General features: G+C 35.5%; 17 protein-coding genes. 9 read left to right on the top strand and 8 right to left on the bottom strand.

Annotated elements, in window-relative coordinates; all coding sequences use genetic code 11:
• Positions 1-192: 192 nt before the first annotated feature.
• The 9 genes from H148_RS0109265 to H148_RS0109215 all read left to right on the top strand — a co-directional run bounded on the left by H148_RS0109265 (position 193) and on the right by H148_RS0109215 (position 9473).
• On the top strand, positions 193-609 hold the full coding sequence (locus H148_RS0109265) for a GNAT family N-acetyltransferase (RefSeq protein WP_029034554.1): 417 nt from the start codon (positions 193-195) through the stop codon (positions 607-609).
• An 864-nt stretch (positions 610-1473) separates the two neighbouring features.
• The gene (locus H148_RS0109250) at positions 1474-2127 is read left to right on the top strand and encodes a hypothetical protein (RefSeq protein ID WP_029034553.1); all 654 of its coding nucleotides are present in this window, start codon (positions 1474-1476) and stop codon (positions 2125-2127) included.
• A 50-nt stretch (positions 2128-2177) separates the two neighbouring features.
• Positions 2178-2588: a very short patch repair endonuclease gene (locus tag H148_RS0109245; RefSeq protein WP_029034552.1), complete on the top strand. Its 411-nt coding sequence runs from the start codon at positions 2178-2180 to the stop codon at positions 2586-2588.
• Positions 2585-3622, top strand: coding sequence for a DNA (cytosine-5-)-methyltransferase (gene dcm / locus H148_RS0109240; protein ID WP_037324964.1), 1038 nt, complete (start codon positions 2585-2587; stop codon positions 3620-3622). Before H148_RS0109245 ends, dcm begins: the two co-directional genes overlap by 4 nt.
• Positions 3600-5504 (top strand): DEAD/DEAH box helicase, encoded by a 1905-nt coding sequence (locus H148_RS17580; protein ID WP_083961632.1) that lies wholly within the window; start codon positions 3600-3602, stop codon positions 5502-5504. Before dcm ends, H148_RS17580 begins: the two co-directional genes overlap by 23 nt.
• Complete coding sequence (locus H148_RS0109230) at positions 5501-5902, top strand: EcoRII N-terminal effector-binding domain-containing protein (RefSeq protein ID WP_029034550.1); 402 nt, start codon at positions 5501-5503, stop codon at positions 5900-5902. Before H148_RS17580 ends, H148_RS0109230 begins: the two co-directional genes overlap by 4 nt.
• Before the next feature lies 1 nt (position 5903).
• Entirely contained in the window at positions 5904-7517 is a 1614-nt protein-coding gene (locus H148_RS0109225; RefSeq protein WP_029034549.1) for an ATP-binding protein, read from the top strand.
• Between the two features lie 11 nt (positions 7518-7528).
• Complete coding sequence (locus H148_RS17575) at positions 7529-8344, top strand: HNH endonuclease (protein ID WP_211222986.1); 816 nt, start codon at positions 7529-7531, stop codon at positions 8342-8344.
• 610 nt (positions 8345-8954) lie between these two features.
• The gene (locus tag H148_RS0109215) at positions 8955-9473 is read left to right on the top strand and encodes a hypothetical protein (RefSeq protein ID WP_037325037.1); all 519 of its coding nucleotides are present in this window, start codon (positions 8955-8957) and stop codon (positions 9471-9473) included.
• 430 nt (positions 9474-9903) lie between these two features.
• On the opposite strand, the gene H148_RS0109210 is transcribed toward H148_RS0109215, so the two are convergent.
• The 8 genes from H148_RS0109210 to H148_RS0109175 form a co-directional block, all read right to left on the bottom strand.
• Positions 9904-10887, bottom strand: coding sequence for a type II toxin-antitoxin system HipA family toxin (locus H148_RS0109210; protein ID WP_029034547.1), 984 nt, complete (start codon positions 10885-10887; stop codon positions 9904-9906).
• Positions 10887-11213, bottom strand: coding sequence for a HipA N-terminal domain-containing protein (locus tag H148_RS0109205; RefSeq protein ID WP_029034546.1), 327 nt, complete (start codon positions 11211-11213; stop codon positions 10887-10889). Before H148_RS0109205 ends, H148_RS0109210 begins: the two co-directional genes overlap by 1 nt.
• Entirely contained in the window at positions 11210-11428 is a 219-nt protein-coding gene (locus H148_RS0109200) for a helix-turn-helix domain-containing protein (RefSeq protein ID WP_037325036.1), read from the bottom strand. Before H148_RS0109200 ends, H148_RS0109205 begins: the two co-directional genes overlap by 4 nt.
• 386 nt (positions 11429-11814) lie before the next feature.
• Complete coding sequence (locus H148_RS0109195) at positions 11815-12522, bottom strand: P-loop NTPase family protein (protein ID WP_029034544.1); 708 nt, start codon at positions 12520-12522, stop codon at positions 11815-11817.
• A complete protein-coding gene (locus H148_RS0109190; RefSeq protein WP_029034543.1) occupies positions 12515-13297 on the bottom strand; it encodes a hypothetical protein in 783 nt (260 codons plus the stop codon). The genes H148_RS0109195 and H148_RS0109190 overlap by 8 nt, the downstream gene beginning before the upstream one ends.
• 1 nt (position 13298) lies before the next feature.
• Positions 13299-13613 carry a helix-turn-helix transcriptional regulator gene (locus H148_RS18335; protein WP_051286339.1) on the bottom strand — a complete coding sequence of 105 codons (315 nt, stop codon included), beginning with the start codon at positions 13611-13613 and terminating at the stop codon, positions 13299-13301.
• Between the two features lie 194 nt (positions 13614-13807).
• Positions 13808-14686 (bottom strand): hypothetical protein, encoded by an 879-nt coding sequence (locus H148_RS0109180; RefSeq protein WP_029034542.1) that lies wholly within the window; start codon positions 14684-14686, stop codon positions 13808-13810.
• On the bottom strand, positions 14676-15812 hold the full coding sequence (locus tag H148_RS0109175; RefSeq protein ID WP_029034541.1) for a tyrosine-type recombinase/integrase: 1137 nt from the start codon (positions 15810-15812) through the stop codon (positions 14676-14678). The genes H148_RS0109180 and H148_RS0109175 overlap by 11 nt, the downstream gene beginning before the upstream one ends.
• Positions 15813-15817 lie beyond the last annotated feature (5 nt).

Here is a 15817-nt window from a genome sequence, read left to right as displayed (position 1 = left end):
TAGTAAGGATAAAAATTTTGTTACTAAGCTTAAAAAATATGGGGGGATAGCTCACACTTCGGCAACTGTTCAACACCCATTTGATCCAGCGACTATAAGATCAACGATCTATTAAATTATGGGTGAAATAGCGGAGATTGATAAAAAGATAAAGAAACTGAAATAAAGAAATAGAAACTGCTTAAAAAATCTATGGTAATTAAGGAGGTTATTGAGGATGAAAGAATGGAGCTTAAGGAATGGTATGAAAAAAATAATTCAGCCGAAAAAAACAGCTTAAACTTTTTCTTTAAAACAGATTCATTTTTTGTCATGAAAAATGATATCGGACATACAATAGGTATAATGAGTATTAGTGCGGAAAAAAAATATTATAATGATATAAAAAGATTTATTCTAAAGGATTTTCGAGGACAAGGATTCGGAGATAAATTTATTGATTATTTGATAAGTACGGCAAAGACAAATAAAATAAAATGGATTTCAGGAACCATCAAGAGTGAAAATATACAAGCAGAAAATTATTTTCTCAAAAAAGGTTTTGAGGTGTCAGATTATGCTACAATTGAAGAACAGAAGTTTAAGTTAATAAAACTTAAATTCGAATAAAGATTGTCTTAGGAATAAAATTGAAAATTAATGAATAGACCTTTAAACACGAATGGAAATCACCATTTCTTTTTCTTTTCCAAAGTCTACCGGTCAATATCTTTCAAAAGTTTTACTTCTTTTTCAATAAAAGGAACATACCAATCCGCTTTTTCGTCAGCCCAGATAAACCACCTTCTCTTTTGATCATCCATGGTATTAGATTGTATCGCATATCTTTCAAACTCAATAATATAATTCCTTAAATACTGCGATTTATGTCATCTCATAGCTGTATCAAACAAATTTTTAAAGACCTTCAATTCAGCGGTGATTCTTTCCTGTCTTTCTTCTTCTATTGCCTTCTCTTTCTCCTTTTTTCAGTAAGGTTCACGTTCAAAATGTTTTTTTCTTTTTGAGCTAATTGTTCCAGTTTAGCCAAAATTGCAGGCAATTGGTACTCTAATGATTTATTTTTTTAGTCTCTCCATTCCTTAACCTCAAAACCGAGTAAATTTTAATTTACATGATTCCAGAACTTACCATCTCAAATCTTTCCCACCTTTTCGGGAATTAAAGGGTATTGCTGAAGATCATTTGATTAAAAATAATTCAATAAAAAGTATTTTGCTATTTAACAAAACTCTAAGATTTTTTATATTTACTGCTGGCTGAAAGATTTTCCCTACACTTAATTTAGCTAATCGATTTTTAATTTTAGAGTCTTGATAGATTGGAGTATTCATAGAAACTCTCTTGAAAAGTATAAGATTAAAGAGCCAAATTGAAACAATTGATGTTCGAAAGGAGATAATAAAAACTATCTCAAAACTTTGCACTTAAACTTTGATCATCAAAAATTTCTACTCGGAAAATTAGAATGTTATGAATGATAAACAAATCGCTATAGTCCTTCAACAACTACATGATGAAAAGTTAAATAACAAGGGGCAGTCCTTAAGTGGAATGTTAGATCGCTTTAATCTGGATCCCGAAGAAAAAGACAATATGGTAAATCTCATAAAAACTAAATATGAGAATGGGATAAAAAACTTAAATAAGAATCAGCTTTCGAATATTTCTACAAAAATTTTTTCAGATGGGTTTAATGAAGAGTATATAAAGTCCAGGCTGAAATTCTACGAAGTAGAGAAGCAATATTTTCAAGAGATTGTCAGCTTTTATAAAAATTACTCAGATATAAATATTACCATTGATGTATCGGATTTGGATCAGGATTTTAAAGGAGTTCAAGTAGCTTCAAGAGATGACTTCAATAAAATTATTAATCAGGGTTATACCGGTGATTGGGTACTAACACCGAGTAGTGTAAAGCACAATTACGTGCAGGTGGCCTCAATGAATGAAACAGGATTATTTCCTAGAGGTAATTATTTAAATGCAGAAATTGATCGAATCGAGCCGATTGAGTATGGAGATCAAGTTAGGTACAGAATCTTTATAAAAAACCCTATTGTTGTTGATTCAGGTAATAGAAATGTAAAATTTAATTTGAATCCGGTAAGGTACGTTGATTAGAACCATATGAAATTCTCCATTATTTTAATTTTAAAGGTTTAAAGGATTTGATGGCGGACGTGCACGACAAAAAGACTCGGAGTTTTAACATGAGTAAAATTAAAGGTAAAGACACTAAGCCTGAATTGCTAGTGAGACAATACCTTCATGCAGAAGGATATAGATTTCGACTCCACGATCAGAAGCTGCCGGGAAAACCTGATATTATTTTACCAAAATATAAGACCATAATTATGATCAATGGCTGTTTCTGGCATGGTCATGAGAACTGCAGGTATTTCAAGTTACCTAAGACTCGAACTGAGTGGTGGAAACAAAAGATTGCCGGAACTGTAGAAAGAGATAGGAAAAACATAAAAGATTTAGAAAACTTAGGATGGCAGGTAATTACTGTTTGGGAATGTCAATTAAAAAAGAACATGAACTCTGCTTATGCAGAAATTATTAAAAAATTAGAATGAATAAATTAACCTTCATTGATTTATATGCCGGTATAGGAGGGATTAGGTTTGGATTCGAATCAGTTGGTGCGAAATGTTTGTTTTCTTCGGAATGGAATAAATTTGCTAAAATTACTTATGAAGCTTTTCATGGTGATGTTCCCGTAGGAGATATTTCACTCGTTGACATTGAAGAGGATATTCCAGAACATGATATTTTAACTGCGGGTTTTCCATGTCAGCCATTTTCCTTAGCAGGTGTGTCAAAAAAGAATTCATTAGGACGTGCCCATGGTTTTGATGACCCTACTCAAGGCACAGAATTTTTTCGTGTAAAAGAAATACTCAAAGCAAAAAAACCAAAGGCGTTTCTTTTGGAGAATGTGAAGAATTTAAAAAGTCACGACAATAAGAAGACCTTTAAAATTATAGAAGAACAATTAGATACTGTAGGTTATGATTTTAAAAGCTTCATAGTTGATTCCGCTCATTGGTTGCCTCAGCACCGGGAGAGAATTTTCATTGTGGGCTTTAGGAAGGATCTTCTGCTGAAATCAACCCTCAGTAGTTTAGAAATTCAGCTGCCCAAAAAGCGATTAAAAAATTTATCGTCTATTTTACTAAAGGAGGAAGACGTTCTTCAAATGTTTGGTAATAAGTATACATTAACTCCAGGAACGTGGAATGCCTTACAAAGACATAAGAGAAATCACCAGGCAAAAGGAAACGGTTTTGGGTTTGGCTTAGTATCTCCACCTTTTGATACTAAAACAACCAGAACAATGTCTGCAAGGTATTATAAGGACGGGGGGGAAATATTAATTGAGCAAGAACATTCTGAAATTCCGAGAAAGATACTTCCTCTGGAAGCATGTCGATTGCAGGGGTTTCCAAAAAAATGCGAAAAATTTTTAAATGGTGAATATCAGCAACCAGTATCTGATGTTCAATTCTACAAACAATTTGGTAATTCAGTTTCAGTGCCGGTTATAAAGATGTTTGCCAAAATTATTACCGATAATTTAAGGAAAAGTGATCGTGCAGGAGAGAAATAAGGAATATGAGGATTGGGTTTTAGGCTCTGGTCAACTTAAAGGAGTACTTGGGGGGGAGTCCATTGAAGTGACCGCCTCTGAGATCTATCTTTCTTTAGTAAAATCACCTTCTGTGAACCCTCAACAATCTTTCCCGCATATTAATTTTAAAAAATACAATGTAGATGCTTCAATCAAAATTATAACAGCTATAAAAAGTAGGCTTCCAGAAGCTAATCTCAGGCTTGTTTTAAGTCATCATAAGTTGGAAATTGCAGATGTCACCGAAGTTTTAGATTTGAATAGAAATCACATAATCATAAATAATGATTGGTATCCCATTTCTTCATCCTTGGCATTCATACAATCAGTTTTTGAAAAGTACAATTTAAGGACTGGAAAACTTACTATACGAGATTATTTGAAGCTTCGGATTGCGGAGGACCTCGAGGACATTATAATATTTGAAGATAATTTAGAAGAGGTAGATCAAACCAAGGATAAGGAGCTGCCGCACCCGGAGATAACTGGATTTAAAGCCAAATTTTATAGTTACCAGACGACAGGCTTCTATTGGTTAAGTGAGATTTACAAGGAGAACTTTGGATGTATTCTAGGCGATGAAATGGGCTTGGGAAAAACCATGCAGGTAATTGGATTAATATTAAATGAATCCAATAAGGCTGATTTTCAGGCCATAGTAATATGCCCTTCTAGTCTGATGGAAAACTGGAGGAGAGAACTGAAAAAGTTTGCACCCAGTTTAACAACGATGATTCATTCAGGACATGAGAGAACAGGTTTCCGGGAGGTGTTAGAGGAACATCAAGTTATTATAACATCTTATGATATTTTGATTCGGGATGTTTATTTGCTGCAGAGGATCTATTGGTCGCTGATCGTATGTGATGAAGCCCAAGCTATAAAAAATATTGAAGCTCAAAGAACAAAGGCTGTCAAAGTTCTAGAGGGAAAATGTCGTATTGCTATAAGCGGAACTCCTTTGGAGAACAGACTGTCGGATGTATGGTCTTTAGCAGATTTTATTGCGCCAGATTTCTTGGGTTCAAATACTTGGTTCAACGAAAATTTTCCTGATACAGTTGAAGGGGCGAAAAAATTGGAACCCATTATTTCACCTCTGATCTTAAGAAGAATGGTGAAGGATGTTGCTGATGATTTGCCAGAAAGATTAGATTTTGCAGAAGCAATAACTATGTCTCCAAAAATGCAGGATTTATATGAGGAGAAGAGAGCGGAAATTATTGCTTCCTATGGTGCAAGTGCTTCTCTGGTGCAAATCCAAATGCTACGCATGCTTTGCTGCGATCCTGCTGTGGCCTTGAAAGACGGAATTGACTATTCAGGTGCTAACGAAAAGATAATTAGGCTAAAAGAAATTCTGCTAGACATATATATGCGCAAAGAAAAGGCTCTCATTTTTACTTCCTTCACTAAAATGAGTGATTTAATTGTTCACATGATACAAGATACTTTTAGATGTTTCGTGCAGGCCATTGATGGCAGAACTCAATCACTGGAAAGGCAATTAAAGATAGACGAGTTTTCTGCAATAGATGGTTCTGCCTTCTTGGTATTAAATCCTAAGGCCGCTGGGACAGGCTTAAATATTACTGCTGCAAATCATGTAATTCACTATAATCCCGAATGGAATCCGGCGTTGGAAGATCAGGCTTCTGCTAGGGCTCACAGACGAGGTCAGAAATTACCTGTTTTTATTCGTAGACTATTTTATGCTGACACTGTAGAAGATTTTGTGAACTCCAAAATAGAAAAAAAGAGAGCGCTTGCCTCAGCTGCTATCACGGGTGTGGTTGGAGATCAAGAAGATCTAGCAGAAATTTATGAAGCACTACAAATGACACCAAATAAAAAGTTATGATTATTAAACAACTTAGCTCCAACGACACTGGAGAGACGGGTGGGCATCAAGGTGGAATTCTGGTTCCAAAAAAAATGGAAATTCTCAATTTCTTTCCGACGCTACCCAAGGAGGAAAAAAATCCCAGGATCCAACTGACATTTATAGATGATGCTTATAAGCAATGGGAATTTAATTTTATTTACTACAACAATAAATTTTTTGGAGGCACCCGGAATGAATACAGACTAACTGGAATGACCAAATTTTTCAAGTTTTATCACCTAAAGGCAGGTGACAAAGTAAATTTTAATAAACATGAAAGAGTTTATAAAATAGGTTACGAGAGAAATAACATACCTGAAACAAATGGTAAGCTCAAATTAACTAACAGCTGGATCACCGTAAAAATGAAATAATATGCACAAACAACAAAATGACTTCGACCATTTGATTATCCCGCCCGACCCTAAAAGAATGATTGAAGGGCTTAGGGATACTGGTTATAGCTTTGATACTGCCATAGCTGACATTGTGGACAATTCAATCATGGCTGATGCCACAAAGGTGAAAATAGATATTGAACAGGATCCCATAGGAGAGGTGCTGGTTTTTATCGTCGATAATGGAACGGGGATGAATATGGCGGAGTTAAAAAATGCAGTAAAATATGGGTCAGATCGCCAGACTAATCCAAAAAGTTTGAGCAAGTTCGGATTGGGATTAAAAACTGGATCTACTGCTTTTTGTAAACGTCTTTCAATAATTTCCAAAAGAAGTGAAACATCTTTGGAAAGGGTAACTTGGGATCTTGAGAAGATTCAGGATAATTGGCGGGTTGAGAGAGCTAAAGGGACACCTGAACAGGAAGGAATGATCGCTGATATTTCAGAAGACAATTCCGGCACAATAATTATGTGGGAAAAGGTGGATAGATTAATTAAAAATTATGTTGATCCTCTAGGTGTTCATGCTCAGAATGCTCTTAAAAAGCTTGAGGAGGGATTGATCAGCCATTTGTCAATGGTTTTTCAAAGATTTTTAGATGAAAATGACGGAAGAGCACCCTTTATTCAAATTGAAGTAAATGGCAGAAATGTTGAACCTTGGGACCCATTTTGTCTTTGGCATCCTGAGACCAGGGTAAATGAAAAAGAAGTACCAGTAGAAATGGGAGGAGAGGATGTTAGTTTCATGGTCCGATCCTGCATCATCCCAAGAACTCAAGAATTTGAAACTGATGAAGAAGTCAAAAAGGCAAATATAAAAACTAATAACCAAGGCATTTATGTCTATCGGGAAAATAGATTAATATGTGGTCCGGATTGGTTAAATATATATTCCAGAGAACCACACATGAACCTTTTGAGAGTGGAGTTTTCTTTTAATCATGAAATGGATGAAGCTTTCAATGTAGATATTAAAAAATCAAGAATATCATTAAATTCAGCTTTATACGATTTTTTTGAAAAATTTTTAACTCCTGAAAGGAGGGCTGCCAATGAACGCTACCGAAAAGGAATTAAAACAATTGTTACTGCCCGAAGTAAAAATGGGCATGACGAATCAAATCGAGGAATTGCAGCTAAGGAAGCAGCATCTCGGTCCAGTTATTCGGAAGTTGAGGATCCTGATAAAGATGAAGTCAAGGTGACCAATCGTCAAGGAACTTTTGTTATAAAAATGCCTGTGAACAAACCCTCTAAAGAAGGCCAACTGGTGGTTCAACCTGTGGACTCTATAGATGACGGTTTGCTTTGGAAGCCGTGTCAGGTTCATACGGATGAAAGCACGCACCACGGAGTACAGATAAATACGGGACATCCTTACTATATGAAAGTTTATGTGCCTAACCTGAAGTCGGGTGTAACGGTTCAAGGAATGGATTCTTTACTCTGGGCACTTTGTGAAGCAGAAAGATCAGTCATAAATCCTGATATTCAGAAACAACTCGATACCTTGAGGTATGAAGTTTCTAAGATTCTTAGAAACTTAGTAGAGGATTTGCCTGATCCGGAAATTAATGAAGACTAAAATTCTATATTTTGAACCAGGATTTAATTGCAAAAAAAATCGAAGAAACCTTAGGGATTGCTGTTTCAATTAAAGGAGCTATAACATCTGCTGAAAATATTATAACAGTAAGACCTCATGGTTTCCAAAAAAATAGAGGAATTTCTGTTGAGTCAAGACTGAGATGGAAGACTTTAACTTCTGAATTAGTCTTTGAGGATTTTGCAGGGCATTTATTTGATTTTATTGGCAAGAAGAAAAAAGACCGGGATATATTCTTTGAGTGTTATAACGATATGGTTAAGAATAATTCAAAAAAAACGTTTCATTTGAGTATCAATGGTTCTGTGGATTATGATATTAATAAAACCTGGTCTTCAGTTAAACTCAAAATCGAACATTCCCCAATAGATACTCGGCATAGATCTGAGGAAGATTACATATCTGAACAAACTATTCAAATACTTCAATGCTTTTTTGTTTTTTTTGAAGTTTATGAAGAACAAGAAGAAAAAGAAGAAATTGGTCTTCCTGAAGGAGCTGTTCACAAGGTTCTGGTAAATAAATATGAACGAAGTAAGATAAACCGTTCTATTTGTTTGCAACATTTCGGGTCAGACTGCCAGGTTTGCGGCTTTAATTTCAAAGAAAAATACGGTGAGATAGGTGAAGGATATATTCATGTCCATCATATAATTCCGGTCAGCCAACTTGGGAACAACTATCAGGTGAATCCAATAAAAGACCTTATTCCTTTGTGCCCAAATTGTCATGCAATGGTGCACAAGAAGTCTCCACCAATGGAGGTAGAAGAATTAAGAAATATTCTTTGTATTAAATCTTTATAAGAAGAATCAAAGGTGCAGTTTATGCTTGAAAAAGCCTATTTGGTTTCTCATGAAAATAGCCAGTCTTAGGTCTTTATTGTTCAAGTCAAAAAATCTCTTTTCAGTGTTTTCTCCGTTACGAATTTTTTCGGACCCGGTTAATTAAAGCCTTTGCTGACTATTTGCCAGAGCAATTGCTGAACGGTTGCCTACTAGTTGCCGGAGCGGTTGCTACCGGTTGCCTAAACAGATTGCTAAACGGTTGCCGGAGCGGTTGCTGAACATTGCCAGAGCTGTTGTTGATTTCCAACCGAAGCCGTTGCAGATTGGCTGCATTTTTTTAATTATACTTGTTGATGACCTGTTTCGAAGCCGTTACTCTAAATTTAAAAGAACAAAGAATACGGTTTCCGACCATTGAATCCAAACGGCCCCGTTGGAATAACCATTAATTTACCGTTGAACACCGTTAGATACCATAGAATTTATCATAGAAAAAGCTCAGTTCTTAATCTCAACCGTTGGCTTACCGTTGAATTTCATAATGCCTCTTTTGAAAAAGAGGTGGGCTATAGTCAAAAAATTAAGCGAAAAATATATAATATTGCATATCGCGATAAGAAATATGAATATGAGCATTAAGACTATTCAAATTAAACCACAGGATATTTTATTGCTTTTAAAATTAATTAGCATTAATGAGCAAGCCTGGAAACAAAAAGCAGTGGCAGATGCTATAGGAATAAGTCAATCTGAAGTCAGTGAATCAGTAGTTCGATTAAAATACTCCGGTTTATTACATCCCAGAGGAAAAAAAGTGATGAGGCTTGCCCTTATGGATGTTCTACAATTTGGTGTAAAATATATTTTTCCTCAAAAGCCTGGTGCGGTAGTACGTGGTATACCCACTTCACATTCAGCCTCTCCTTTAAAGGAACAAATTCAAAGCAGTGAGGAATACGTTTGGCCTTATGCGAAAGGATCATCTAAAGGACACGGTATTATTCCATTGTATAGCTCAGTACCTAAAGCCGCATTACAAGATAATCTTTTATATGAATTACTGATTTTAGTTGATGCAATTCGCGTTGGCAGAGCAAGAGAACGCGAAATTGCTATAAAGGAGCTGAAACAACGGATTCTATTATAGAGCAACGGAAGTAAATTACATGTTAAAGCATATATTTTTGATTTCAAGCTGATTTTATATGTCAATGCATATAATTGAATAACATTTTTAATTAACCTTTTTTGAATACTTTGTGGAGTGGGGAAATTAAAAGAGCCGTTGCATATCACTAAAGGCCGTTGCAAATTCCGTTGAGATCCGTTGCTGCAGTTGAAAACCTTGTTAGTCAATTATGTAAATGACTGAAATATTTGGGGTTGCAAATATTTCATGTAATTTGAAGCCGTTGCTATTGCATTGTTATCCTAGGTCCAAATCTTCACTGTAATCAAGGTGAATTTTTTATGTTTCATTCTTGTTAATTTTCTACGCCTGATATCATTTCCGTAAAAAACACGAAGTCTCCTAATGCCCGACAGTTACTCCGGCTAAAAATAAAAGTATAAGAATATCAAGAGTTTAATTTTTGCAGTTGCTTCAAGCGATATTGGTAATCCTGGATATAATTTCGCTGGGTAGATTCCTCCAAAAAGGAAGCATGGATCAATTGGACGACTTCTTCCGAACTTTCCATCATGCTTGCCATGATTTGATTGAACTGCTTAGGCTTGATTTCCACCTGTTCTGCCAAAATTTTGAACTGTCCGGCAATTGTTGTCTGTGCCATTCTTTTAGGTAGCAATCCTTCCTCCAGGGCGAAATTACTATCGTCTACATGAATTCGGGTATTGAGTAAATCATAAGCCGGGCTTAACTGGTGATCCCCCATAGGAGTTTCCAGAATGGCGAAGTTCTTAAGGTGAGCGTCGCCGTTTGAAAACAGATAATTAAAAACCAGTAGTTTGAACATTTTGGGCGTTTCAATGCGATAAGCCGGTAGGAATTTTTTCATCAGTTCAAATAAATCGAGGTAATTTCCTTCATACTTATAATGTTCGCCATGGGTTTGAGGAGTTTTCCCGGCAAGAGTGGCAAAATCTTCTTTGGCTTTCTTCGAACCATCCGGTTTTACATCAAACCGTTTGGTGATGTAGGCGGGAGCTTCATTTTGAAAAAAGATTAGTGCATTTTCTGCGGTTTCAATATTGTATATCTGGCGGGCAATCTGCATGGTTAAATGCTCATTAGCGGGCATTTGACCGCGTTTTCTGCCAACGTGTGGTATAGGTTTCAATATATGAGTGCCTTGCTCTCCTTCTTTGATGAGACGCAGCTTATTTTTTTCCAGGAGTACTGAAAATTTTTCCTGTACTCCGGATATTGAAATACGTTTTTGATTGTCTTCAAAAAGTTTATCGGTTTGTCGGTTGGAGTTCGGTGCATCATAAGGCAGCACATGAGAAACCTTACGACCATCAAAAACACGTTTTAAGCAGGTTCTGCTATACGTATTGAATCCTTCTGCCAATGTTCCCGGGCAATGATCTACTTTCATTAAGTTTTATATTTTTGGACTGTAACAGCTCCTACCGTATCATAACGGGCGGTAGCCATAAGAATCCCGAAGTAATCATCGGAATCCAGCCGATTTGCCTTACATACGCTTAGTCGGTTGGTCCCTTCCGGAAGCATATTGTAAAAAAAGGGGAATAGGTATTCAGCGCTATGCTCCGGTTGAGATCTGGGAAGGGTAAGACTGATGGATGGATTTGTCGGATCAGCCAGCCAAGGTTCCAGATACCGGAAGGTAAAGCTTCCCTCATCATGCTGTTCTAAGATACCTGCTTCTTCTCCTTTATAGAATATAGTAGCTCTCCTCATTCAGCACTCACTTTTTTAGTTTGTAAGGTGATTTCCATTCCCAGGATATCTGTAATTTTTTGTAATGACTGGAGGGTAGGGTTAGCCTGCCCCGTTTCAATCTTATACAGCGTATTGATCCCAATGTTAGCCATATCGGCTAATTGTCTTTGAGTGATGCGCAATTGATCCCGTCGCTGCTGAATCAATTGACCAATTTTCTGTATTGCTTCCATTTTGCTTATATCTCTGCTATCGCTAATCCACATACTATTGTGAAATAGAGAAGCAAATTTATTAATTAATGTAAAAGTACATTAAAATCCACACTTCATTGTGGAAATAAACGTAATATTACTTATTGAGTAGTAAAATGTAGGATGATCCACAATATAATGTGATTTAAGAAACCTTATTTTGCAAAATAGCTATCCGGAGCCATTAAATAGTAGCCGTTGGTCAGAGCCGTTGCTGAGCGGTAGAAGACTAGTTGCTAAACCCACTTTTTTTACAATTATATTTCATATAAAAGTCTGATTTATTGTGTAATAACGGAATAATGTTTTAATAGATGTCTTTGCAACGGCTTCAGGCGAAAATTTCTATTTAGTCTAAAAAGAACTTATTTTCTGAAGCTCTCTCCTCGCCATGATATAATATTAAACATCTCCAATAAACGATCTCCAATACGCTCTCCATATTTTCCCGATAAGGCGGTAGGAGTGAGGTTTGTTGTTACAAAAGTTTTGCATCCTTTTCTGTTTCTCTCGAAAAGAATATCTCCCAAAATTTCATCCCGATTAAAGGCTTTTCTCTCATATCCCAAGTCGTCAATGTAAAGCTTACCGCCATAAAATTTTTCCAGGCTAAAATTGGTATCCATTTTACTTGTTGAAGCCATGTATTCATCTACAAAGGAACCTGCAGAAATTTCAGGAAACCAGAAGTCAAAACAGTTGAACTTAGACAAGTCTCTTCCTATGTTTCGAAGAATCTTGAAGAGTTCAGTTTTACCGACTCCATAATCACCATATATTAATAGTCCCTTTTCATGAGCAGCTTGATTTTTAATAATATTATACTTATTAAAGCTTGGGTCCTTGAGGAAATAAAGTAATATGGTGAATATGATCTGCTCGTTTGTATCATTAATAATAAAATCAGTCGGCTTATGCTTCTTAAAAAGATTCCATATGAGCTTTTTGTCCATTCGTAATCCGGCTTTTTTAGGTGTAGCCTCAGGCCGGGGGTAAACATCATGTACAACCTTAACCGTTTCGCCGGAATCTAATTTCTTTAAACTGGCGAGTGCTTTAATTATATTAGTCATACTTCTCCAGTTTTTGTTGGACTGAATGGTTCATTGGTGCCAAAGACTCCTTTTCTTTTGAATTTCTCTTTGCAGCCATTAGCAGTTGGGGCAGTTTTTCTTTAAAACTTTCAGCACTTAAAACAATCCCTTTCCAGAAATTACCGTCGGCACTACCTAAAAAATAAATTCCATTTTCAATTTGCCTTACAGTAACTTTTTCCTGTTCCATCATTTTCTGAATTGGAGTTACACAACTATAAAAATTTGCGGTCTCTTGAACTAGAGAGGGTGCATTTTTATCCCGAAGATTTTTGCAGATCACTTTTTGTAATTTCAGCGCCAGCTTATAAAATTCTAATAAATTAACGGGTACATCTGAAACACTTACATTAAATAATGTTTTATTGTTTAAGGTTTCATTGTTTAATTGTTTATCTATACTGACAGTGCTTTGGCTTTGCAATTGTATTGCCTTGTCTAATGCTTTTGTAGTTGCTTTGGTATTTTTAGATAAAGCAATGACATTAGCAGTGTATTGATTAGTACTTTTCTGAATGAGAACAATTAGTCTCCAATCTATGAGATCGTTAAGTGCTTTAATAAAGGTTTTGTAATTTTTGATGCCAAGCACTTCCATTGTAGTATCTGTTGGAAGTCCAAATTTCCTTTTCCAACCTAAGCGGTTGCAAAGTTCAACCGTGTATAGGTAGATAGCATGATGAATTGGTTTAATTCTATCTGGATGTTCAAAACAGAAGTTGTACCAGGCCCGTGTTCTTTCATATCCATTCATATTAAAGAAGGTTTTTAAGTAAATATTCATCCGCTTTTCTTTTAATATCCTCGCCTGTAGCTTTTTTACCACTCTTTAGCCACTCCATTATTTCAGACTTAAGGAAGAACAGTTTTCCCTTTTTGTGGTAAGGGATCTTGTTCTTTTGGACTAAGCCATAGATAGAGGTTTTCTTATAGCCAATTAGCTCGCATAATTCATCAATTGTTAGATACTGCTCTACTTGATTCTGCTCCTGCTCCCTTGCATATTTAAGAAGCATTTTAGCAATCAGGTGTGCGTTTTCTTCAGTTACTTCATAAACTACTTTTCTCATATTTTTAGTTTTTGTTATTAATAATTCTCTACGAAGAAAAGGAGGTCACTTCGGCTTATCGATGGTCGTAGTTTATGAGCGTTCGAGTGTAGTTCAAATAAAAAAGCCTCACAATTAGCTAGTTGCAAGGCTTTTTTTGTTCAGAATAGGATAGGATTTTCACCTCAGATAGTTCAAACTTTTTTAAATTATCTTTAGATCTCTGGCTTTCTAAGTTTATTAAGATCCAATTTAATAGCTCGATTTAAATTACCAATTTTAAAGATTTCTACTTGATGCAAAAGGGATGTAAGTTTTTCTTGAGCTTTCTTCTTTCCCAGGTATTCATAACCTTTACGGACCTGGTTGTAATCGTTGTTTTTCCGTGATTCCTGTTTAAAAATTTTTGCGCTTATAGGTGTGGTTCCGACTAAGGCGAGAATTTTTACTTTTTCAATTTTTTCAAGGTAATTCGAATGTAGCAAATAATGTATTAAAAGAAGTTTTTCATCATTATCCAGAATTGGAAGTTCTAAGTTTACTTCCGTTTTGGATATTTCAGGCTTTGAATCTTTTAACTTTTCATATCTAGGAAATTTTTTCGACGACAATCGGATAAAATCTTTATTCTCCTTGATATTTATAATTTTAGGGTACAGACTTATCTTTTCAATTTCGTCGTACTCATAATATAATTCCATTAACCAATTGTGCGCTCCAAAATTAGAGTAGGCATCCTTCAACCCAATCCAGGTGGCTAAATTTTCCAAAAAACGGGAGTATTCCAAAATTCCAAAAGGTTTTTTCTCCTGAAAAATGTCCTTCATTTCATTTTTAAAAATTAATTTGAGGCTATCTTCGGAGTAAAGTTGCTTGCGTTCCTTTAATAAACTCTCGTACTGTGAAAGAATATGGATTGGATAAGCAGATTCAAATTCATGTTTTTTAGAAAATAACATACTACCTATTTTATCTCGGGAGTAGGAGTAGCTACGGTTTTCTGCTTTTAGTTCAGTAAACATAGTTTTTACTGTATCCTCCTGATCCTTTAAAGTTTTATTATAATACTCAAGGTAAATGGTCTTATAGTCCATCAAAATCGAGATTTAATTTTTTAGAGGCTTCTATTTTTTGTCGATCCATAACTTTACCATAGATCTGTGTTGTAGTCACATTTTTATGCCCTAACATTTTTGATAAGGTGTAAATGTCGGTTCCTTTTGACAATTGGAGTGTAGCATAGGTATGACGGAAATTATGAAAAGAAATTTTTTTATCTATTTCGGCTGTATTTAACCATTCTTTTAAGGGACGGGTTATTTGTGAATATTTGATATCCCGGAATACTTTTCCTTCTGTTGTACCTTCTTTGACTAAAAGAGCATGGGCACTATCGGGAATAAAATGGTTCTGAATATTACCAGTTTTTTGCTCCTTAAGTTTTATATAGTGGCCTTGAGACCGGTCATGAAAAACATTCTTCCATTGCAGGCTACTGATATCTGAAAATCGTAGGCCCGTCATCACAGAAAAGAATGCCATACGCTTAAGAGAGGGTAACGTACAATCGGCTTTGGATAACATTTTTAATTCTTCTTCTGTCAGATATTCTCTGTAGGTTTCCTCCTCTTTAATATAAACCGCATCCTCGGCTAAATTTGAAGCTAACAACTTCTTTTTATAGGCTCTTTTAAGGACATTTATGAAGTTTTTGTAGTAAGCTGAAGCAGTGTTTCGAGAAAGATCCTTTTTACTATTTCGAAGAGTTTTAGCTGATAATAGAAATGCTCGGTATTTTTCTACATGGTAGGGCAGGAGCTGTTTACTATTTAAGCTTTTTCCGAGATACTTTTCCCAATAGTCTAATGAAGACTTCCAGGAGTGATAATTTCCTTTACTTCCATTGTTGTAATATTCTTCCACAATGCTGGCGTAGAAATTATAAAAATTGATATCCAGATCCATATGTTCTTTCAGACCATACTCTTTATTTCGAATATCCATTAGCCTTTTGGCACGAATTTGTTCTGCCAACTGAATTTGTGTGGAGTTGTGCTCCCTTTCAATATCATTTTTTGGATTTTCGAAGATCTTGAGTTTTAGAAATTCTCTTCGGGTGGGTTTCCCTGTTTTGGGGTGTATAATTGCTGGGTAGAAGTCGAGATATAGACTAAGTTTCCCCTTAGCCAGTATTTTACTTCTTAATGTAACATTGGCCATAGAAA

The sequence above is a fragment of the Salinimicrobium terrae DSM 17865 genome (assembly GCF_000424665.1).
Classification (GTDB): Bacteria; Bacteroidota; Bacteroidia; order Flavobacteriales; family Flavobacteriaceae; genus Salinimicrobium; species Salinimicrobium terrae.
This window is presented reverse-complemented; position numbering and strand designations above follow the sequence as displayed.

Coding starts and splice junctions, on each gene's coding strand:
- H148_RS0109265 (WP_029034554.1), top strand. CDS start 193: ATGGTAATTAAGGAGGTTATTGAGGATGAAAGAATGGAGCTTAAGGAA.
- H148_RS0109230 (WP_029034550.1), top strand. CDS start 5,501: ATGATTATTAAACAACTTAGCTCCAACGACACTGGAGAGACGGGTGGG.
- H148_RS18335 (WP_051286339.1), bottom strand. CDS start 13,613: ATGAGAAAAGTAGTTTATGAAGTAACTGAAGAAAACGCACACCTGATT.
- H148_RS0109225 (WP_029034549.1), top strand. CDS start 5,904: ATGCACAAACAACAAAATGACTTCGACCATTTGATTATCCCGCCCGAC.
- H148_RS0109205 (WP_029034546.1), bottom strand. CDS start 11,213: ATGAGGAGAGCTACTATATTCTATAAAGGAGAAGAAGCAGGTATCTTA.
- H148_RS0109250 (WP_029034553.1), top strand. CDS start 1,474: ATGAATGATAAACAAATCGCTATAGTCCTTCAACAACTACATGATGAA.
- H148_RS0109180 (WP_029034542.1), bottom strand. CDS start 14,686: ATGGACTATAAGACCATTTACCTTGAGTATTATAATAAAACTTTAAAG.
- H148_RS0109175 (WP_029034541.1), bottom strand. CDS start 15,812: ATGGCCAATGTTACATTAAGAAGTAAAATACTGGCTAAGGGGAAACTT.
- H148_RS0109195 (WP_029034544.1), bottom strand. CDS start 12,522: ATGACTAATATAATTAAAGCACTCGCCAGTTTAAAGAAATTAGATTCC.
- H148_RS0109190 (WP_029034543.1), bottom strand. CDS start 13,297: ATGAATGGATATGAAAGAACACGGGCCTGGTACAACTTCTGTTTTGAA.
- H148_RS0109200 (WP_037325036.1), bottom strand. CDS start 11,428: ATGGAAGCAATACAGAAAATTGGTCAATTGATTCAGCAGCGACGGGAT.
- H148_RS0109210 (WP_029034547.1), bottom strand. CDS start 10,887: ATGAAAGTAGATCATTGCCCGGGAACATTGGCAGAAGGATTCAATACG.
- dcm (WP_037324964.1), top strand. CDS start 2,585: ATGAATAAATTAACCTTCATTGATTTATATGCCGGTATAGGAGGGATT.
- H148_RS0109245 (WP_029034552.1), top strand. CDS start 2,178: ATGGCGGACGTGCACGACAAAAAGACTCGGAGTTTTAACATGAGTAAA.
- H148_RS0109215 (WP_037325037.1), top strand. CDS start 8,955: ATGAGCATTAAGACTATTCAAATTAAACCACAGGATATTTTATTGCTT.